Consider the following 19,609-nt stretch of genomic DNA (forward strand, 5'->3'; position numbering starts at 1 on the left):
ACTTACAACACCGTGGGATCGCTCCCTCTTGGTCTCGTAAGCCGCCTCAGACACATCAAGACTTTCGCCTCAAGCGCTTCGGCTTGCGCGCTCGCCTCTCGGCTCCCGCGCAAGACAAAAACATAACACCACAGACCCCGAGGTCGCAATGGGCAAGCCCCCTTGAAGATCTGAAGGGTTGCTTCCACTGGCGAAACCCATTGCCAGAACTACGTTTCAGTTGGAGGTCACCGCGATGCCAACGCGTTTCACCGAACAAAGCCAGCGTTTCCGCCCCAACTCAAACGAAGAGCAGGTGCTGCAAAAAGCACGGGAACACTTCGAAGCCACGCTGATTGGCGTCCAGGGGGAACTCGCCGGCAGCGTTGCCGCGATGGAACATCGCCGCGCTGACGACGCCCTCAACTACGGCGAGATCTTCCTGCGGGACAACGTTCCCGTGATGATCTACCTGATGCTGGAAGGCCGCTTCGCCATCGTGAAGCAGTTTTTGAGCGTCAGCCTTCAGCTCCAAAGCACCAACGTTCAAACCCGCGGTGTCTTCCCCACCAGCTTTGTGGAGGAAGAAGGAGAACTGGTTGCCGACTATGGCCAGCGCTCGATCGGTCGCATCACCTCAGTGGATGCAAGCCTCTGGTGGCCGATTCTCTGCTGGATCTACGTCAAACGCAGTGGGGACATCGACTTCGGTCGCAGTCCAGAAGTGCAACGCGGTTTACAACTGCTGCTCGATCTGGTTCTTCACCCCAGCTTCGAAGGCACACCGGTGCTGTTCGTTCCCGACTGCGCGTTCATGATTGATCGCCCCATGGACGTGTGGGGCGCTCCACTGGAAGTGGAGGTGCTGCTCTTCGCAGCGCTGCGCAGCTGCGTTGGGCTGATGGAACTCTGCCAACGCCACGAGAACAGCGTTCTTCTGGGGGAACGATTGCGGCTGAGCCGGCAATGGACCCATGACTTGCGGCAGTTCCTGCTGAAGCACTACTGGGTGACCAGCAAAACGATGCAAGTGCTTCGGCGACGCCCCACGGAGCAGTACGGCGAAAACCAGCACCACAACGAATTCAACGTTCAACCCCAGGTCATCCCCGACTGGTTGCAGGACTGGCTCGAGAACCGTGGCGGTTACATGATCGGCAACATGCGGACCGGACGACCGGATTTCCGCTTCTACTCCTTAGGAAATTCCCTGGCATCGCTGTTCGGGTTGCTGACCGCGCCACAGCAACGGGCCCTGTTCCGACTGGTGCTGCACAACCGTGATCACCTCATGGCCCAGATGCCGATGCGCATCTGTCATCCCCCCATGGAGGGCGTGGAATGGGAGAACAAAACGGGCTCCGACCCCAAGAACTGGCCCTGGAGTTATCACAACGGTGGCCACTGGCCGAGCCTGCTCTGGTTTTTTGGTGCGTCCATCCTTCTGCACGAACGGCTGAATCCACAGGCCGACGTGTTGCTGATGGGGCAAATGAAAACTCTGTTGGACGAGTGCTACTGGAGCCATCTCAACCAACTGCCCCGTCAGCAGTGGGCTGAATATTTCGATGGCCCAACAGGAACCTGGGTTGGACAGCAATCACGCACCTATCAGACCTGGACCATCGTTGGTTTTCTGCTGATGCACCACTTTCTCCACATCAACCCAGACGACGTGCTGATGCTCAACCTCGACGAATCGATGGGTCACTGACGAACCACCCCAGCTATGGCACAAAAAACCCCGGCTTGATGAGCCGGGGTCCATGAAGCTGAGCTCGAAGAACGGATCAGAACAGTCCGAGGGTGAGGGACTTGTCGATCGGAAGTGCTGCACCAATACCGAGGTAGATGGTGACAAGGGTTCCGGTCAGGAAGACAGTCATCGCCACGGGACGACGGAAAGGGTTCTGGAACTTGTTGAAGCTCTCGATGAAAGGAACAAGCATCAGACCCAGGGGAACCAGGGTTTGCAGAGCAATACCCAGAAGCTTGTTGGGAACAACCCGCAGAATCTGGAACACGGGGTAGAGGTACCACTCAGGAAGAATTTCCAGAGGGGTGGCGAAGGGATCAGCCTTGTCAGCGAGCATGGCTGGATCCAGGACAGCCAGACCAACCACACAGGCAATGGTGCCGAGGATCACCACCGGGAAGATGTAGAGGAGATCGTTAGGCCAGGCAGGCTCGCCGTAATAGTTGTGACCCATGCCCTTGGCGAGCTTGGCCCGCATCTTGGGATCAGAGAGATCAGGCTTCTTGAGAATGTGCATCGTTTAGTCCAGGTGTTGAGGGAACAGTAGGAACGCAGATCACAAGGGACCAGAAATGCCCTGCTTCCGGATCATCAGAAAGTGCATGAGCATGAACACCGCCAGCAGCCAGGGCATTACGAAGGTGTGAAGGCTGTAGAAGCGGGTGAGCGTGGCCTGGCCAACGCTTTCGCCACCGCGAAGCAGTTCCACCATGAAATCGCCTACAACAGGGATGGCAGCGGGGACGCCGGAGACGATCTTCACAGCCCAGTAACCAACCTGGTCCCAGGGGAGGGAGTAACCGGTCACACCGAAGGACACGGTGATGACTGCCATGGTCACGCCGGTGACCCAAGTGAGCTCACGGGGACGCTTGAAGCCGCCGGTGAGGTACACGCGGAACACGTGCAGGATGAGCATCAACACCATCATTGATGCGCTCCAGCGGTGCACAGAGCGGATCAGCCAACCGAAGCTGACGTCGGTCATCAGGTATTCGACCGACTTGTAAGCCTCAGCAACGGTGGGCTTGTAATAGAAGGTCATCGCGAACCCGGTCGCGAACTGGATCAGGAAGCACACCAACGTGATGCCCCCCAAGCAATAAAAGATGTTGACGTGGGGGGGCACGTACTTGGAACCAATGTCGTCAGCAATGTCCTGGATTTCCAGACGTTCCTGGAACCAGTCGTAAACCGGTGATGAGTTCGCCATGCACAAGCGGGCTCGAGTTGCGAAAGTCTACTGAGCACGCTTCTGCCACTGAGGCGAACCCACCGCGATGTATCCAACTGTTAACGATCTTTCAGACTGGCTGCGGCGCAGAGGTTTTCAGGCGCTGAGGCAACTGATCGCAGCGTCTCTTTGCTGCTTTTTGGTGCTGGGCAGCGCTTGCACAGCCGTTGCACTTAGCGACACACAACAGCTCGTGGTGGACAGCTGGCGGCTTGTGAACCAGGGCTTTTGGAATCCAGAGCAACTTGATGCGGTGCGTTGGAAGCGTCAACGACAGAAGGCCATGGAACGCAGCATCGAGAGCAGCAACGATGCCTATGCAGCCATCGAATCGATGCTGGCTCAGCTGGGCGACCCCTACACGCGGCTGCTTCGTCCAGAGGACTACACGGCGCTGAAGAACAGCACCAACGGCAGCCTCAGCGGTGTGGGCTTGCAACTCGGGCCGGATGAAAGCAGCAAAGGTGTTGTGGTGATTTCTGCCCTCGAGGGTTCACCTGCCGGCGAGGCGCAGATCACCAGTGGCACGCAATTGCTGTCTGTTGACGGCAAGGACGTGGTGGATCTGGGTCTGGAGGGAACCGTGGCAGCGCTGCGTGGAGACGTGGGTTCGCAGGTGGTGCTGACACTGGACAACGGCAGCGGAGAAACAAGCGAGCTGACCCTGGAACGCCGCAGCGTGGACCTCAGGCCGGTGCGCACAAGGCGCTTGCGCAGCGGCAGTCACACCCTTGGCTATCTGCGGATCACCCAATTCAGCGAAGGGGTCCCCGAACAGGTGAAAGAAGCCCTCAAAGAACTGCAGAACAAGGAGATCGAAGGATTGGTACTCGACCTCCGTAACAATTCAGGAGGATTGGTGAGCGCGGGATTGGCGGTCGCCGACGACTTCCTTTCCGGTGGCGCCATCGTTGAAACCCGCAACCGCGAGGGCATCAATGACACCATCCAGGCCAGTCTTCAGACGGTGTACGACGGACCGATGGTCACCCTTGTGAACGGAGGGACGGCCAGTGCGAGTGAAATCCTGGCTGGCGCCCTCCAGGACAACGAACGCGCCACGCTTCTCGGAGGACAGACGTTCGGCAAAGGGCTGATTCAAACGCTGACCAACCTCAGTGATGGCAGCGGCCTCGCCGTGACCGTTGCTGGCTACGTAACACCGAGTGGACGGGACATCCAAGGGGAAGGCATCGCTCCCGATCGTGGGTTGTCAGATCCAGAACCCCTGAACCCCGGCGGTGACGGTGATCGCTGGCTCTCGGAAGCTGAGCAATGGATGGAGGCCCTGCTGGAACAACCCGCTGAAGAGACCGAGGCATGAGCCAGCGGACTTATCACGACCCTCTGCATCGCGGCATTGGTCTTGACCGCCAAGCCCCAGCCGAGGGAATGGTGATGGACCTGGTGGACACGGCGCCGTTCCAGCGCCTGCGGCGCATCCGCCAGCTGGGTCCGGCCTACCTCACCTTTCACAGCGCTGAATCCAGTCGATTCACCCACTCGCTGGGGGTCTTTCATCTGGCACGCCGTGCATTTGAGCGGATGCTGCCGTTGGCACCCGAGTTGGAGACGTACCGGGGGCTGCTCTACGGAGCTGCTTTGCTCCATGACATTGGCCATGGCCCCCTCAGCCACACCGGCGAAGAGATGTTTGGCCTACGCCATGAAGCGTGGTCAGCGCGGGTAATCCGGCATCACCCAGAGATCCATGACTGTCTTGAAAGCCATGCATCCGGCACGGCTGAGGCGGTGGCGAACCTGCTGGAGCATGGACATAGCCCTCACCCCCTGATCAAACACCTGGTCAGCAGTCAGCTGGATTGCGACCGACTGGATTACCTCCTGCGCGACAGCTACAGCACCGGAACTCGCTACGGGCAACTGGATCTCGACCGCATCCTGGGAGCACTGACCCTGGCCCCTGACGGGGACATGGCCATTCATCCCAAGGGTCTGATGGCTGTGGAGCACTACCTGGTAGTGAGAAACCTCATGTACAGGAGCGTCTACAACCACCGGTTGAATGTGGTGTGCAACTGGCTGCTGGAAAAACTGATCCTGACGGCACGACAACTGGGGCCTGAGCAGGTGTGGGCTGATGATGTGATGGCCAACTGGCTCTGGCAACCAGACCAGATCCCCTTGGAGGACTTCCTCGCCAACGATGACCAACGCACCGGCTACCACCTCCAGCGCTGGCAAGCCGAAGCGCCAGCAGCCCTGGCTGAACTGAGTGGGCGTTTCCTGGATCGACGCCTGCTCAAAGCAACGGCCGTTGAACATCTTTCCCCGGCGGATCAACTGCAATTGCTCGCAACAGCAAGGCGTCTAGCCGATCGTCATGGCCACGACCCTGAACTCTGCTGCGGATTGCGTCATCAACAGCTGCGCGGGTACCACCCCTATCGAGGCGGCTTGCGCCTCTGGGACGGGCAACAACTCCAAGCCCTGGAGAAAGCCTCTCCCCTGGTCGCAAGTCTGGCGACCCCGGCGGCAACCTCCTGGTTGATTCACCCCCGCGACATCAGCAACGAACTCAGGCAGGAGATGGACGTTGAATGGCCCCGAGCAGCAGCAGCGTGAAGCAGCCATGACCTTGAGGCTTCCCGACCAGCGCCTTGATCACTGGAGGGATCGTTTGCCGGATCTGCTGAGCAGGTGTTCCCAGCCGATTGTTGATCTCGATTGCGGGGACTGGGTCCTGACCTGCAGCGACCTCGCTGATTTGTGCGCAGCCGTGAGCGAGGCAGGCCATCAACTCGGACGCATCACCGGCCAGGCAGCCGAGACCGTTGTGAGTGCTTCAGCCTTGGGACTGGACGCAAGCCGGTCCAACACGCCGTCCAGCCGTGAACTCCAGCCCAATCCTGTGGCGAAAGCCCCTTCCGAGCTTTTGTTTCACCACGGAACCCTGCGCTCCGGTGACCATCTCCAAAGCGAGCGCACCATCCTTCTCTATGGCGATGTGAATCCCGGTGCGCGGATCAGTTCAGCCGCTGATGTTTTGGTGTGGGGTCGCCTGCGGGGCGTGGCCCATGCCGGATTTGAGGGGTCAACAACCGCGAAAATCGTTGCCCTGCAGCTGCGGCCTCTGCAACTGAGGATTGCTGACGTTGTCGCTCGAGGCCCCGAGGATCTGCCCCAGGCGGGTTTGGCCGAACAGGCCGAGCTCAAGGATGGCGTGATCGCCATTGAACCGGCCGTCATCCAGAGCTTTCAAAAACGCTGACGTCGTTGTCAGGCCGAAAAGCCAGATTATTCTGGCCGCACCAAAGCAGAACCCTGGTGTCGACGACCCGAACCATCCTCATCTGTTCTGGCAAAGGCGGTGTCGGAAAAACAACGACCACAGCAAACCTTGGGATCGCCCTTGCTCGCCAAGGCGCCAAGACCGTGGTTCTGGACGCGGACTTCGGTCTGAGGAACCTCGACCTGCTCCTGGGCCTGGAGAACCGCATCGTCTACACCGCTCAGGAGGTGCTGGCCGAGACCTGCCGGCTGGAGCAAGCCCTGGTGAAGCACAAGCAGGAGCCCAATCTGGCCCTGCTCCCTGCGGGCAACCCTCGGATGCTCGAGTGGCTCAAGCCCAAGGACATGCAGGCCATCGTTGCTCTGCTGGAACGCCAGTTCGATTACGTGTTGATCGACTGCCCGGCAGGCATCGAAGACGGATTCAAAAATGCCGCGGCCGCAGCCCGAGAAGCAGTGGTGATCACCACCCCGGAAGTGGCCGCCGTGCGTGACGCTGATCGGGTGATCGGGCTTCTGAACACCCAGGGCGTGCAGCCTGTGCAGCTCGTGCTCAACAGGGTGCGGCCGAAGATGATGTCGAACCAGGAAATGCTTTCGGTGGATGATGTCACCGACATCCTGGCGTTACCTCTTCTGGGGCTTGTCTTTGAAGACGAACAGGTGATCGTGAGCACCAACCGCGGTGAACCCTTGACCCTGAGTGATTCCTCGTCCCCAGCGGCCCAGGCCTACGGCAACATCGCTCAACGGCTTCAGGGTGAAGACATTCCTCTGATGGACCCCTCTCAGGCCCGCCGCGGCCTCCGCGCCAGGATGCGCAAGCTGATGCAAACCCGGATTTTCTGAGGCGATGACACTCAAGGAATTCATCGACAAACTCCTGCGCCGTCAGCCTGCCAGTGCAGAAACAGCCAAAGAGCGGCTGCAGTTGGTGCTGGCCCACGACCGCAGTGACCTCAATCCGGAGCTGCTCGAACAAATGCGGCGCGAGATCCTCGAAGTGGTGGCCCGCTACGTGGAGATCGACCTCGCTGAAGGTGATGTAAGCCTCGAGACGGAAGACCGCGTCACCGCCCTGGTGGCCAACCTGCCGATCCGTCGCCCGATCGCCCAACCCGCAAAGGTGGAACCCTCTGAGCAGCAACCTGCTCAAGCTTGAAACCTCGAATCCCGAACCTCCTCACCCCCGCTGAACAGCGGGTGGTGCTGTTGTTGCTGGAAGGCCTCAACAACCGAGCCATCGCCCAGCGGTTGGTGATCAGTCATCGCACCGTTGAGTGCCACATCAGCAGGGCACTCCGGAAAAGCGGATGTTGCAATCGACTTGAGCTGGTGCTTTGGCTGATCAGCGATCAAGACCCAGCCTTGAATTGCCTGGCAGCCGGTACGATGCAGCCCATGCCGGCTTAGCTCAGCGGTAGAGCAGCGCTTTTGTAAAGCGAAGGCCATCGGTTCAAATCCGTTAGCCGGCTTGATCTGGATCAGGGCAACGTACTGCGGTCTGATTCGCCCGCCAGCAGCCAGATGAAGAACACCCCCAACAACCAGGGGAGAAGATTCAGTTGAAGCGTCCAGGTGAAGACCGCTTCGAGGGGTTCCAGAACCCAATGAAGCAAGGCCATCACCAGCAGGCAGAGCCCAACAAGCGAGATCACTCGAGCACCTCAACCCCTGCTGGAATCACAGCACCCCGACGCACCATGCGCCAGCGGCCGTCCTCAACCCAGACCAACACCGTGCTGGCCTGACCGGAGTGTTGAGACCACGGCTGAGGCCCCAGCTGAGCGACATCAGGGAAATAACGCGCCGCCTCCGCCGCGGTCGTGCTGGCCTGTTCTCCGGAGCGATTGGCACTGGTGGTGGCCAAGGGGCCACTGATCTGGAGCAAGGCTCGGGCCTGCTCACAGGCAGGGATGCGGCAGCCCAGCGTTGTGCCGCCAGGGTTGAGATGACAGCCAACACCGCCCTCTCGAGCAGGCAGAACCAGGGTGAGTGCTCCAGGCCAATGACGCTGAGCCATCGCTTCAACCTCCCTATGGCATGAAACCGCGACCTCCTGGAGCAAGTCCTCAACCGTTGCTCCCATCAAGATCAGGGGCTTGTCGGCTGGGCGCCGTTTCAAATGCCAGAGGGTCTGCGCTTGAGCGGGGATCACCGCGAGCCCCGGCAGGGTGTCGGTGGGAATGATGGCAGCTTCACCGGCACGAAGCCGCAGCGTCAGGTCGGAAGCGGCCAGAACCGGAGCAGGCATGAATCCTTCCTTCATCGCAGGCGTTGCATCAGCTTGATGCGGCAGGTTTGCAAGCAAGCGCAAAGCGAAGGGTCCCCTCAAGATCAGCGGCCGCTCTGACCTCCACCAAGCCGGCATCCCGCAGCAGCTGCGTCACCTGAGCGCTCTGGTCGTGGTGGTGTTCGAGCAGAAGCCAACCTCCGGGCGACAGCCCCATTAGGGCGCCATCCACCACGGTGCGGATCGCATCCAAGCCATCTGCTCCCCCAAGCAACGCCAAGTGAGGTTCGTGGTCACGCACCACAGCCTCAAGACCGTCAACTACAGCACTGGGGATGTATGGAGGATTGCTGACCACCAAATCCAGGCTTCCCCACCAGCTCTTGAGGGGAGACCACCACGACCCGAGGTGCAGCGAACAGTTGTGATGCGGGGCGCAACGCTCAAGATTGCGTTCTGCCAACTGCAAGGCATCGGAACTGAGGTCAACGCCATGCCCTGGTGCCGTGGGCCAGGCACGGGCCAGAGCCACAGCGATGGCTCCTGAACCAGTGCCGAGGTCAGCCCAACGAGCGGGAGGGGTGGCTTTGAACTGGCTCATGGCCAGATCCACCAGCAGTTCCGTTTCCTGACGGGGAATCAAGGCGGCAGGCGACGACTCAAGCAGCACATCCCGCCAAGGGCAGAGCCCAACCAGGTGCTGGAGGGGAACATTTCCATGAAGGTGACGCTCCCACAGCTCAGAGAGCACCTCAAGGGACTGCTCCAGGGCGACGGTGCGCGTGGGGTCCAGCAACAGCCGTTGCAGGCTGGCCCAACGAAGACCAGCGGCCAGATCAAGCAACCAATCCAGATCAGCCGCGGTGCCACCCAGGGCGAGTTGTTGGCGCCGCCACTGCAACACATCAGTGCCGGCAACGGTTGTGCAGTCTCTCAAAGCCGAGGCTTGCGCCAATGCAATCCAGATTCACACAACAGTTCGCGCCGACATTCAAGGGCCAAAAGCTGGGGGGCCAGCTCAGCAGGGGTGCACTGCAAACGAAGCACCAGCTGATCAAAGGTCGCCCCTGAGCCAATGGCCTCCATCAACCGCTGATGCTTGCCGCGTGACTCCTCTGACTTCAATGGGCCCTCGCCAATGGAAGCGAGCAGATCCTCAGGGTGAATCAAGGCAGTTGCACCATCGCGAAGCAGGGCATTGCTGCCCCGACAGGACCAACGGCGGGCATCCCCCGGAACCACCCACACGGGGCACTGCAACCGGCTCGCCCAGCGGGCCGAAATCAGTGCTCCGCTGCGTTGCGGACACTCCACCACCACGAGCGCCTGGGCAAAGGCCACCAACCAACGGTTCCGCGCCGCGAAGTGCCCTGGGCGCACACGGCAGCCGGACCGACTCGGACTGATCAACAGCCCTTGCCTGCCGACCTGCTGTTGCAACGATCGGTGGTGGGCTGGATAGACACGGTCCAAGGGTGTCCCCAACACCGCGATGGGTGCACCGTTTCTGGCCAAACAGCCGCGATGGGCTGCAGCATCAATTCCTTCCGCAAGACCACTAAGGACGGGCCAACCCGCCTCAGCCAGACCACGGCCCAGTTCTTCAGCCATGGCAAGACCATGGTCCGAGACGGAACGCGTGCCCACCACCGCGATGGCCGTGCGGGCATGGATGTGCCGGAGCAGCGATCGATCCCCTTCGACGTAGAGCCCTGAAGGGGGTGAGTGCAGATCATCCAAGCAACGAGGCCAATCAGGATCACCCGGCAAAAGGGCACAAGCAGGCACGTCAAGCTTCGGAGCAGCCCCGTGCTCGAACCTGTAACGCTCAACGTCGCGCAAACAGTGCGCCGGCCAAGCCAGCGCCTGGCCCAAGCGTTCGATCGGCCAACCCCAAAGCTGATCAGGGCCGATGGCTTGGTCGCGGCAAAGCCTGCGCAGATCAGCCATGCGGGCGTTGCCCAAGCCAGGGCAACAGGTCCAGAGCCACCACCACCCCCGCACCAGTCCCGAGCAAGTACATGCGCACTAGCACGGCAGCGGTGACTCAGGGTTCGATTCAGAGCGATTGGCGCACCAGCTGATCCATCAGCTCCTGCAGCTGCGCCGGCACGCGCCTGAGCACGCGCCTCTCACGCACCATCACCAGATTCACCGACGCCTCCGCAACCACCGCGTCTCCGCAGACAAAGCGTGAGATCCATGGCCAGCGCACCCCCTGCTGACCAGGGCATCGGCTTTCAACACACACTTCGTCGCCGTGCCGGAGCGGCTGGCGGTAATCCAGGTGAAGGGACACCACCGGCATATCGACACCCATCGCGGTCATGGCGGCATAGCCAAGGCCCGCAGCCTGGAGGGCCTCAACCCTGGCCTCCTCAAGCCACTGCACATAGGCCCCATGCCACATCACACCGGCGTAATCGGTGTGCTGCGGAAGCACACGCTTGGTCAGGGTGAACATGATCCGCGTAACGCTGTGACATCAGCTTCTCTCCACGGAGGCAACCACCCATAGGCTTCCGCAGAGGCTGCTACATCTCCCTGTGTTCAGGAACCTTCTGATTGCCGACTCGGGCAAGGGTCACGTCGAGGAAATGATCCGGATGCTCCAGGACATTCCCAGCCTGAAGGCCGCAAAAATCAATTTGCTGCATGTGGTGTCGGAGCAAAGCAAGTCGCAATCCGACGGCCATCGCGACGAAGCAGAAAACCTCTTGAACAGCGCAATAACGCGCATGGGCCTGAGCCCGTCAAGCGTGAGCACCTTGATTCGCGAGGGCGACACCAAACAGACCGTGCTCAAGGTTGCCGATGAAGTTCAGGCTGACCTGATCGTGATGGGATCCCGCGGCCTGGGACGGCTTCAATCGATCCTGGCCAACAGCACCAGCCAATACGTCTTTCAACTGTCCACGCGGCCGATGCTGCTGGTGCGGGATGACCTCTACGTCAAGCATGTCAACCGCGTGATGGTGACGATCGACGGAACAGGCGTTGGGGACGACGCCTTGCGCACGGCCTGCGAACTGGTGCGTGAAATCCCTGGCGGAACGCTCACCGGCGTTCATGTCGTACGCCAGGAGTCAGCACCCTCCCGGGGAGGCCGCACAAAAGCAGACGAGGTTCTTGACGCCGCTGTTCAGCGGGCCAGGGGTTTCGGCGTCGACATGAAAGCCATCCACACCGAAGGGAAGGACATCGGTCGCAGTGTTTGCCTGGCTGCATCGGAATGCAACGCCGACCTGGTGGTCATCGCCTCTCAGGACCGACGTCCTCTTGTCGCCAGAGGACTGGTGGATTTGGACAAGCTTCTGGGCGGATCAGTCAGCGACTACATCCGAGTGCACGCACCAGCCCCTGTGCTGCTGGTGCGTGAGCCTGAACAAGGCTGAATCAGGCCTCGTTGTTCTGCGTGCCGATGTAGAGCACGATCAGGAAGATCGCCGGAACCAGGATGAACAGGAGGCTGGCGACGAATCCGAGATCGTTGGTTTCCATGGCCGTTGGAGGGATCCAGGCGAAGGTATCACCGACAAGAGGCCTGAGGAGCGTCTGCCCTAGGCCTCGTCACCGGCGGTAGCAGCCTTGGCATCTCGGCCGTCGCCATCGCCCCCATCCTGGTCTTCCTCATCGAGCTCACTGGCCGGAGGCACTGGCCATGCCGTGGGACCCGCCGGCAGCGGGGCCTGCCTGGCCGCAGCCAATCTCGAATCGGCATTGGCGAGCCTCACCTGAGGCCGGGTGAGAACCATGACGGACTTCTCCACCAGGGCCTGGCATGCCAGACGCCACTCCTGGGGTCGACGGCGCAACTTGCTGTCTTCGACGGCAGTGCGTGCCGTCAGCGCATCGGCGTTGTCTTCGTCGACCACGGAAACGAAGCAGGTGATGCACTGACCACACCCTCCGCAATTGCCCAGCTGCCCCTTCAGGCCGTAGAGCTCGATCCCCTCGCGACGGGCCACCTCACGCAGATTCTCACCGGGGTAACACTCCACATCACGCCCTTCGCGAACAAACCGGATAACGGGCATGAGCTCACAAGCAACCAACACCCATCATGGGCTGAAGCATTGCGTTTTGTGAACAGCAGGGTCCTGACTTTCATGTCACTGACCGTTGCGGGCAGGTCACTTTTCCCCCGCCCTATGGACTGAAGCCCTTACGATCGCCCATGTCTGACTGCATAAGCAGTCTTGTCCCCCGAACCTGACCCATGGGATTGCCCTGGTATCGGGTGCACACCGTTGTCATTAATGACCCGGGCCGCCTTCTGGCTGTGCACCTCATGCATACAGCCCTCGTAGCCGGCTGGGCCGGCTCCATGGCTCTCTATGAGCTGGCCATTTTCGATCCGTCTGATCCTGTCCTGAACCCGATGTGGCGTCAGGGCATGTTCGTGATGCCTTTCATGTCCCGCCTGGGCGTGACCGGCAGCTGGGGTGGATGGAGCATCACCGGTGAAACGGGTGTTGATCCCGGCTTCTGGAGTTTCGAGGGCGTCGCTGCCGCTCACATCGTTTTCTCCGGCCTGATGATGCTGGCCGCCATCTGGCACTGGACCTACTGGGATCTTGAGATCTGGCAGGACCCCCGCACCGGCGAGCCTGCTCTTGACCTGCCGAAAATCTTCGGCATCCACCTGCTTCTCGCTGGACTCGGCTGCTTCGGCTTCGGTGCTTTCCACCTCACTGGCGTATTCGGGCCAGGCATGTGGATCTCTGACCCTTATGCACTAACAGGTCATCTAGAGGCGGTTCAACCGTCTTGGGGACCTGAAGGTTTCAACCCCTTCAATCCCGGTGGAATCGTTGCCCACCACATTGCTGCTGGCATCGTCGGCATCATTGCCGGCATCTTCCACATCACCACGCGTCCGCCCGAGCGTCTCTACAAAGCGCTTCGGATGGGCAACATCGAAACCGTTCTGGCCAGCGCCATCGCAGCCGTGTTCTTCGCCGCTTTCATTGTGGCTGGAACCATGTGGTATGGCTCTGCTGCGACTCCCGTCGAGCTGTTTGGCCCCACCCGTTACCAGTGGGATCAGAGCTACTTCAAGACTGAGATCAACCGTCGCGTACAAACCGCGATGGACGATGGCGCTACTCAGGAAGAAGCCTTCGAGGCCATCCCTGAGAAGCTCGCCTTCTACGACTACGTCGGCAACAGCCCTGCCAAGGGCGGTCTGTTCCGCGTGGGCCCGATGGTGAACGGTGATGGTCTGGCAACCGCTTGGGTTGGTCACATCGCATTCAGCGATAAAGAAGGTCGCAACCTCGAAGTCCGTCGTCTGCCGAACTTCTTCGAAAACTTCCCTGTCGTTCTGGAAGATGAACAGGGCATCGTCCGTGCCGACATTCCTTATCGTCGTGCGGAAGCCAAGTTCTCCTTCGAACAACAGGGCGTGACCGCCAAGGTGTTCGGTGGAGCACTCGACGGCCAGACCTTCACTGACCCTGCCGACGTGAAGCGCCTTGCCCGTAAGGCTCAGCTGGGTGAAGCCTTCGACTTCGACCGTGAGACTTACAACTCTGACGGTACGTTCCGTAGCTCGCCACGCGGCTGGTTCACCTTTGGCCATGCCACCTTCGCGCTGCTGTTCTTCTTCGGCCACATCTGGCACGGTGCCCGCACCCTGTACCGCGACGTGTTCGCTGGTATTGATCCCGACCTCGGAGATCAGGTGGAGTTTGGCCTCTTCGCCAAGCTCGGTGACAAAACCACCCGTCGCCTGCCCGAGGGCTACGTTCCCCCCGCTGGAACTCCCCTCAACTGATCGCCCTCTAGGAACAACACGATGGAAAGCTTCGCTTACGTCCTCATCCTTACCCTTGCGATTGCCACCCTCTTCTTCGCAATCGCCTTCCGCGATCCGCCGAAAATCGGTAAGTGATTTGATCTCCCAAAACCCCGCCGAGGCGGGGTTTTTTCATGCTTTCCATCGCCCATCGTCGCAAGCCGGTCTCGTCCGCGCGAGCGGATCACAGCAGTCTCACGTCAGCAACAGCCGTCGACGCAATCCTCAAATGAGACTGATGTCCACAAGGCCCTTCTCAAGTCTCAAATCAGTGTCTACAGTTGGTGCAACTAATTGATGCCCTCGGGGATGCAGTGCCCCTCCTGCCAAAACACAGATAGTCGCGTTCTCGAATCCAGGGCAGCGGATGGTGGACGCAGCGTGAGACGACGGCGTGAATGCCTCAACTGTGAATTTCGCTTCACCACCTACGAACGGGTGGAGACCGTTCCGATCACGGTAATCAAACGCAACGGCAACCGTGAAATCTTCAGTCGCAGCAAGTTGCTGCACGGCTTGAATCGAGCTTGCGAGAAAACGGGCTTGGACACCTCTCGGCTTGAATCCCTCGTGGAAGAACTCGAACTGAAACTCCAGCAACGCACCGGCAAGGAAGTGAGCAGCACCGAGATCGGTGAATTCGTGCTGAGGGATCTCAAACAGATCAGCGAAGTGGCCTACATCCGGTTCGCATCCGTTTACCGCCAGTTCCGAGGCATCGACGACTTCGTCTCGACCCTGGAAACACTGAACGCCGATCAGGAACAGAACCATCTGGCCACTGTTCGTTGAATCGTTTCGCTGAACCAGTGCACTGAATCGGTTCGTTGAACCCGTGCATGCCATCGCTGCGCAAGAAGAGCTGTCGGTCGTATCTGTAAAGTCAGTAGTTCTCCGTGAAACGTCGGCGGGCGTTCCATGCGATTTTTTTCGAACTACCCACCTGAGGTAGACCGCCAGCCCCCCATGTCTGCGACTCCGACAGAAGATCAGATCCAGGATCAGGTTCAGGACGCGAACGCCACAGAAGCCTCTGCAGAAACCGCCGCCGCCGAACAGGCGTTTGAGGGTGAGGATCTGAGCATTCCTGAAGACGTCCCCACTGCGGATGATCCAACCAGCCGCGCCGCCAGCCGCAGCCTGGACGACGCCGGATTCACCCTGGATGAGTTCGCGGCTCTCCTCAGCAAGTACGACTACAACTTCAAGCCTGGCGACATCGTCAACGGCACGGTCTTCGCCCTGGAATCGAAGGGCGCCATGATCGACATCGGCGCCAAGACGGCTGCCTTCATGCCTCTGCAAGAGGTGTCGATCAACCGGGTCGAGGGTCTGAGCGACGTGCTCCAGCCCGGTGAGATCCGTGAGTTCTTCATCATGAGTGAGGAGAACGAAGATGGTCAGCTGGCGCTGTCGATCCGTCGGATCGAATACCAGCGGGCATGGGAGCGGGTCCGCCAGCTCCAGAAGGAAGACGCCACCATCTACTCCGAAGTGTTTGCCACCAACCGTGGTGGTGCCTTGGTGCGCGTGGAAGGTCTGCGGGGCTTCATCCCCGGATCCCACATCAGCACCCGCAAGCCGAAGGAAGAACTGGTTGCCGACTTCCTGCCTCTGAAGTTCCTCGAGGTGGACGAAGAGCGCAACCGCCTGGTGCTCAGCCACCGCCGCGCCCTGGTGGAGCGGAAGATGAATCGCCTGGAAGTGGGCGAAGTTGTGGTGGGTACCGTCCGCGGCATCAAGCCCTACGGCGCCTTCATCGACATCGGTGGTGTCAGCGGTCTGCTGCACATTTCCGAGATCAGCCACGAGCACATCGAGACCCCCCACTCGGTGCTGAACGTGAATGATCAGATGAAAGTGATGATCATCGATCTGGATGCCGAGCGCGGCCGGATTTCGTTGTCCACGAAGGCTCTCGAGCCCGAACCCGGCGACATGCTGACCGACCCCCAGAAGGTGTTCGAGAAGGCCGAGGAAATGGCTGCTCGCTACAAGCAGATGCTGATGGAGCAGGCCGAAGAGGGCGAAGATCCGATCAGCTCCATGATGATCTGAGCCTGATGGCCCAACTGCTGCTGAAGGGACATCCCATCGGCAATTTCCAAGGGGTGCTGTTCGATAAGGACGGCACCCTTTCCCATAGCGAGCCGCATCTGCTGGCCTTAGCAGACGCACGCATCAACAAAGCCGTCAAGGTTGCTCAGGAACAAGCCCCTGCGCTGAACCCCTCTGAGCTGAGCCACACCCTGCGCAGAGCGTTTGGTGTTGATCAAGGAATGCTCGATCCCGGCGGAACCCTGGCGGTTGCCTCCAGGCAGGACAACATCGCCTCGACTGCAACGGTGTTCTGCCTGATGGGCTGCTCATGGCCCCAGGCTCTCTCCCTGGCCCACACCTGCTTCGACGCGGTTGACCAGGAGGGCCTGATCGACACCACCCCAAGCCCGTTGATCAACGGGGCTGGGCAACTGCTGCGGAACCTGCACCAGCAGGGCGTCACCGCAGCTGTGATCAGCAACGACACCCATTCCGGCATTGAAGAGTTCCTGGGTCACCATCAGCTCGGCGCAGGCATTGCCGGAATCTGGAGTGCTGATGACCATCCGCGCAAACCCGATCCACAGGCCGTTCTGGAGCTCTGCAACAGGCTTGGACTGCCACCCCAACGGTGTGCCTTGGTTGGCGATGCGGAGACCGACCTCCAGATGGCCCTCGAGGCCGGTATCGGCGGCGTGATTGGCTTCACCGGTGGCTGGAAGCGTGCTCCGGAACTGCCATCAGCACAGCATCTGCTCCACAGCTGGACCGACCTCGTCCTCAGCACAGGTGCGTAAAGTCGCGCGATCTGGAGCGCCGAATGAGCCGTTACGTCTTTACGTCCGAGTCCGTCACCGAAGGGCATCCCGACAAGATCTGCGACCAGGTGAGCGACGCCGTTCTGGATGCTCTGCTGGCGCAGGATCCCGCCAGCCGTGTGGCCTGCGAGACCGTTGTGAACACCGGCCTCTGCATGATCACCGGTGAGGTGACCTCCAAGGCGCAGGTGGATTTCATCCACCTGGTGCGCAACGTGATCAAGGAGATCGGTTACAGCGGCGCCCGGGCCGGTGGCTTCGATGCCAACAGCTGTGCGGTGCTGGTGGCCCTCGACCAACAGTCCCCCGACATCGCCCAGGGCGTGAACGAGGCCGACGACCACGCCGGTGATCCCCTGGATCTGGTGGGTGCCGGCGACCAGGGAATCATGTTCGGCTACGCCTGCAACGAGACGCCCGAGCTGATGCCGTTGCCGATCAGTCTGGCCCACAGGCTGTCGCGCCGCCTGGCCGAAGTGCGCCACAACGGAACCCTGGGTTACCTGCTTCCCGATGGCAAAACCCAGGTGAGCGTCGTCTACGAAAACGACAAGCCCGTCTCGATCGACACGATCCTGATCTCCACCCAGCACACCGCTGAAGTGGACGGGATCAGTGATGAGCAGGGCATCCGCGAGCGCATCACCGAAGACCTCTGGACCCATGTGGTGGAGCCGGCGACCGCCGATCTGGCCCTCAAGCCCTCCCGTGAGGCCACCAAGTATCTGGTGAACCCCACCGGCAAGTTCGTGGTGGGCGGCCCTCAAGGCGATGCCGGTCTCACCGGCCGCAAGATCATCGTGGACACCTACGGCGGCTATGCCCGCCACGGCGGTGGTGCTTTCTCCGGCAAGGACCCCACCAAAGTGGACCGTTCGGCCGCCTACGCCGCGCGCTACGTGGCCAAGTGCCTTGTGGCCGCAGGGCTCGCCGAACGGGCCGAAGTGCAGTTGAGCTACGCCATCGGCGTGGCCAAGCCCGTGTCGATCCTGGTGGAATCCTTCGGCACCAGCGCACTGGCCAACGATGCCCTCACCGCCTTGGTGCAGGAACACTTCGATCTGCGCCCCGGCGCCATCATCGAGACCTTCGGTTTGCGCAACCTTCCCCAGCAACGGGGCGGCCGTTTCTATCAGGACACTGCGGCTTACGGCCATTTCGGGCGCAACGACCTCAACGCGCCCTGGGAAGACGTGACAGCGAAAAGCCAGGAGCTGAAGCAGGTCGCCGCGGCCTGAAGCCATGACGGATTCACCGCTGGTGCTCGGAATCGACCTGGGCACCAGCGGAATCCGCACAGCCGTTGTTGCCGCTAACGGCGCGGTTCTCGACAGCCGATCCCAGGCCTATGGCGGAGACTTCGCCAACCCCCACAGCTGGCGCAAAGGCTGTGGGGATCTGATCCGGGCAATCCCAGCCCAGCTGCGATCCCAGCTGCAAGCACTCGCCGTGGATGGCACCTCCGGCACGCTGCTGGCCTGTGATCACGATGGTTCCCCACTGGGGGAAGCACTGGCCTATTCCCAGAGCTGCCCTGAGCTGCAGTCAGCCCTGCAGCCTTTGGTGGATCCCGGTAGTCCAGCCGCCAGCTGCAGCGGCAGCCTGGCCCGGGCCTTGCGGCTCCTCAACTGCCATGGCGAGGCGATCCTGCTGCGGCATCAGGCCGACTGGATCAGCGGATGGCTGCTGAACGATTGGCGCTGGGGAGAAGAAGGCAACAACCTGCGTCTGGGTTGGGATCTGATCACGAACAGCTGGCCAGCCCGTTTTGCCGAACAGTCCTGGCGGCAGGCACTGCCTGAAATCCGTCCCAGCGGCAGCATTCTCGGGACGATCGCACCGGAGCAGGCGAAGGCCTTGGGCCTGGAGAACGATCTGATCGTCGTTGCCGGCACAACGGATTCCAATGCCGCCGTTCTCGCCGCCGATCCCGGTCCCGGAGATGGGATCACCGTGCTGGGGACCACCCTGGTGATGAAGTGCTTCACCGAGACGCCCCTGCACGCCCCGGGCGTCACCAGCCATCGCGTGGGGGGACGCTGGCTCTGTGGAGGCGCCTCCAATGCAGGGGCCGGTGTGCTGCGGCGTTTTTACAGCGACGACCAACTCAGCGAACTGAGCCGCCAGATCAACCCGAACACCGACAGCGGACTCCGCCTGCGGCCGCTTCCCGCCCCGGGGGAACGTTTCCCTATGGATGATCCAGAGATGCTGCCGGTGCTTGAACCACGGCCGGTGAGCGATGCCCTGTATCTGCATGGACTGCTGGAAGGTCTCGCCGAGATCGAAGCGCAGGGTTGGCAGCGCCTGAACGAGCTGGGTGCTGCTGCACCCAGGCGGATCATCAGCATCGGCGGTGGAGCGCGCAATCCCCAATGGCGACGGCTGCGGGAACGCCGCCTCGGCTGCGCCGTAACGAGTTGCCAAACTCCCCCTGCTGCAGGGGTGGCGCGACTGGCCCAACAGGCCCTGGTCGGGTGAGAATTCCGGCATCACG

Annotated in this window: 24 protein-coding genes and 1 tRNA gene; 16 read left to right on the forward strand and 9 right to left on the reverse strand. The window is 60.9% G+C overall.

The window, feature by feature from the left end; all coding sequences use genetic code 11:
* Window positions 1-235: 235 nt before the first annotated feature.
* Complete coding sequence (locus tag NCN05_RS11330; protein ID WP_250398159.1) at window positions 236-1,693, forward strand: glycoside hydrolase 100 family protein; 1,458 nt, start codon at window positions 236-238, stop codon at window positions 1,691-1,693.
* Window positions 1,694-1,769: 76 nt separating this feature from the next.
* On the opposite strand, the gene petD is transcribed toward NCN05_RS11330, so the two are convergent.
* Window positions 1,770-2,252: a cytochrome b6-f complex subunit IV gene (petD, locus tag NCN05_RS11335; protein WP_006851144.1), complete on the reverse strand. Its 483-nt coding sequence runs from the start codon at window positions 2,250-2,252 to the stop codon at window positions 1,770-1,772.
* 39 nt (window positions 2,253-2,291) lie between these two features.
* Window positions 2,292-2,948: a cytochrome b6 gene (gene petB / locus NCN05_RS11340; protein ID WP_011363493.1), complete on the reverse strand. Its 657-nt coding sequence runs from the start codon at window positions 2,946-2,948 to the stop codon at window positions 2,292-2,294.
* Window positions 2,949-3,015: 67 nt separating this feature from the next.
* Here petB and ctpZ point away from each other — a divergent pair, with 67 nt between their 5' ends.
* From ctpZ to NCN05_RS11375, 7 genes are all read left to right on the forward strand, one after another.
* Window positions 3,016-4,293, forward strand: coding sequence for a carboxyl-terminal processing protease CtpZ (gene ctpZ / locus NCN05_RS11345; RefSeq protein WP_250398160.1), 1,278 nt, complete (start codon window positions 3,016-3,018; stop codon window positions 4,291-4,293).
* On the forward strand, window positions 4,290-5,555 hold the full coding sequence (locus NCN05_RS11350; RefSeq protein WP_250398161.1) for an HD domain-containing protein: 1,266 nt from the start codon (window positions 4,290-4,292) through the stop codon (window positions 5,553-5,555). The genes ctpZ and NCN05_RS11350 overlap by 4 nt, the downstream gene beginning before the upstream one ends.
* 7 nt (window positions 5,556-5,562) lie before the next feature.
* Complete coding sequence (locus tag NCN05_RS11355) at window positions 5,563-6,201, forward strand: septum site-determining protein MinC (RefSeq protein WP_250398249.1); 639 nt, start codon at window positions 5,563-5,565, stop codon at window positions 6,199-6,201.
* A 56-nt stretch (window positions 6,202-6,257) separates the two neighbouring features.
* A complete protein-coding gene (gene minD, locus NCN05_RS11360; protein ID WP_006849989.1) occupies window positions 6,258-7,070 on the forward strand; it encodes a septum site-determining protein MinD in 813 nt (270 codons plus the stop codon).
* 4 nt (window positions 7,071-7,074) lie between these two features.
* Window positions 7,075-7,383 carry a cell division topological specificity factor MinE gene (minE, locus tag NCN05_RS11365; protein WP_006851856.1) on the forward strand — a complete coding sequence of 103 codons (309 nt, stop codon included), beginning with the start codon at window positions 7,075-7,077 and terminating at the stop codon, window positions 7,381-7,383.
* Window positions 7,380-7,634: a response regulator transcription factor gene (locus tag NCN05_RS11370; protein WP_284500687.1), complete on the forward strand. Its 255-nt coding sequence runs from the start codon at window positions 7,380-7,382 to the stop codon at window positions 7,632-7,634. Before minE ends, NCN05_RS11370 begins: the two co-directional genes overlap by 4 nt.
* Window positions 7,625-7,696, forward strand: a tRNA-Thr gene (locus NCN05_RS11375). The genes NCN05_RS11370 and NCN05_RS11375 overlap by 10 nt, the downstream gene beginning before the upstream one ends.
* Window positions 7,697-7,705: 9 nt before the next feature.
* On the opposite strand, the gene NCN05_RS11380 is transcribed toward NCN05_RS11375, so the two are convergent.
* The 5 genes from NCN05_RS11380 to NCN05_RS11400 all read right to left on the reverse strand — a co-directional run bounded on the left by NCN05_RS11380 (window position 7,706) and on the right by NCN05_RS11400 (window position 10,918).
* Entirely contained in the window at window positions 7,706-7,879 is a 174-nt protein-coding gene (locus NCN05_RS11380) for a hypothetical protein (RefSeq protein ID WP_250398162.1), read from the reverse strand.
* The gene (locus NCN05_RS11385) at window positions 7,876-8,490 is read right to left on the reverse strand and encodes an L-threonylcarbamoyladenylate synthase (protein ID WP_250398163.1); all 615 of its coding nucleotides are present in this window, start codon (window positions 8,488-8,490) and stop codon (window positions 7,876-7,878) included. The genes NCN05_RS11380 and NCN05_RS11385 overlap by 4 nt, the downstream gene beginning before the upstream one ends.
* Window positions 8,491-8,503: 13 nt before the next feature.
* Window positions 8,504-9,409: a peptide chain release factor N(5)-glutamine methyltransferase gene (gene prmC, locus NCN05_RS11390; protein ID WP_250398164.1), complete on the reverse strand. Its 906-nt coding sequence runs from the start codon at window positions 9,407-9,409 to the stop codon at window positions 8,504-8,506.
* Window positions 9,388-10,419 (reverse strand): DNA-processing protein DprA, encoded by a 1,032-nt coding sequence (locus NCN05_RS11395; RefSeq protein ID WP_350223293.1) that lies wholly within the window; start codon window positions 10,417-10,419, stop codon window positions 9,388-9,390. Before NCN05_RS11395 ends, prmC begins: the two co-directional genes overlap by 22 nt.
* Before the next feature lie 94 nt (window positions 10,420-10,513).
* Window positions 10,514-10,918, reverse strand: coding sequence for an acyl-CoA thioesterase (locus tag NCN05_RS11400; protein WP_250398165.1), 405 nt, complete (start codon window positions 10,916-10,918; stop codon window positions 10,514-10,516).
* A gap of 82 nt (window positions 10,919-11,000) precedes the next feature.
* On the opposite strand from NCN05_RS11400, the gene NCN05_RS11405 reads away from it, so the two are divergent.
* Window positions 11,001-11,849, forward strand: coding sequence for a universal stress protein (locus NCN05_RS11405; RefSeq protein WP_114987407.1), 849 nt, complete (start codon window positions 11,001-11,003; stop codon window positions 11,847-11,849).
* A gap of 1 nt (window position 11,850) precedes the next feature.
* Here NCN05_RS11405 and psbM read toward each other — a convergent pair whose 3' ends face one another.
* Complete coding sequence (gene psbM / locus NCN05_RS11410; RefSeq protein WP_025362091.1) at window positions 11,851-11,955, reverse strand: photosystem II reaction center protein PsbM; 105 nt, start codon at window positions 11,953-11,955, stop codon at window positions 11,851-11,853.
* Between the two features lie 59 nt (window positions 11,956-12,014).
* Window positions 12,015-12,491, reverse strand: coding sequence for a 2Fe-2S iron-sulfur cluster-binding protein (locus tag NCN05_RS11415; protein ID WP_250398166.1), 477 nt, complete (start codon window positions 12,489-12,491; stop codon window positions 12,015-12,017).
* Between the two features lie 182 nt (window positions 12,492-12,673).
* On the opposite strand from NCN05_RS11415, the gene psbB reads away from it, so the two are divergent.
* The 7 genes from psbB to NCN05_RS11450 all read left to right on the forward strand — a co-directional run bounded on the left by psbB (window position 12,674) and on the right by NCN05_RS11450 (window position 19,593).
* The gene (gene psbB, locus NCN05_RS11420; RefSeq protein ID WP_114987403.1) at window positions 12,674-14,233 is read left to right on the forward strand and encodes a photosystem II chlorophyll-binding protein CP47; all 1,560 of its coding nucleotides are present in this window, start codon (window positions 12,674-12,676) and stop codon (window positions 14,231-14,233) included.
* Window positions 14,234-14,254: 21 nt separating this feature from the next.
* Window positions 14,255-14,350 (forward strand): photosystem II reaction center protein T, encoded by a 96-nt coding sequence (locus NCN05_RS11425; protein ID WP_011128841.1) that lies wholly within the window; start codon window positions 14,255-14,257, stop codon window positions 14,348-14,350.
* A gap of 213 nt (window positions 14,351-14,563) precedes the next feature.
* A complete protein-coding gene (nrdR, locus tag NCN05_RS11430; protein ID WP_115010537.1) occupies window positions 14,564-15,046 on the forward strand; it encodes a transcriptional regulator NrdR in 483 nt (160 codons plus the stop codon).
* A 174-nt stretch (window positions 15,047-15,220) separates the two neighbouring features.
* Complete coding sequence (locus tag NCN05_RS11435; RefSeq protein WP_115010536.1) at window positions 15,221-16,312, forward strand: 30S ribosomal protein S1; 1,092 nt, start codon at window positions 15,221-15,223, stop codon at window positions 16,310-16,312.
* A 5-nt stretch (window positions 16,313-16,317) separates the two neighbouring features.
* On the forward strand, window positions 16,318-17,091 hold the full coding sequence (locus NCN05_RS11440) for an HAD family hydrolase (RefSeq protein WP_250398167.1): 774 nt from the start codon (window positions 16,318-16,320) through the stop codon (window positions 17,089-17,091).
* Window positions 17,092-17,114: 23 nt separating this feature from the next.
* Window positions 17,115-18,350 carry a methionine adenosyltransferase gene (gene metK, locus NCN05_RS11445; RefSeq protein WP_114987395.1) on the forward strand — a complete coding sequence of 412 codons (1,236 nt, stop codon included), beginning with the start codon at window positions 17,115-17,117 and terminating at the stop codon, window positions 18,348-18,350.
* Between the two features lie 4 nt (window positions 18,351-18,354).
* Window positions 18,355-19,593, forward strand: a complete 1,239-nt coding sequence (locus NCN05_RS11450; RefSeq protein WP_250398168.1) for an FGGY-family carbohydrate kinase — start codon at window positions 18,355-18,357, stop codon at window positions 19,591-19,593.
* Window positions 19,594-19,609 lie beyond the last annotated feature (16 nt).

This window comes from Synechococcus sp. MU1651 (assembly GCF_023630635.1).
In the GTDB taxonomy this organism is placed as follows: domain Bacteria; phylum Cyanobacteriota; class Cyanobacteriia; order PCC-6307; family Cyanobiaceae; genus Parasynechococcus.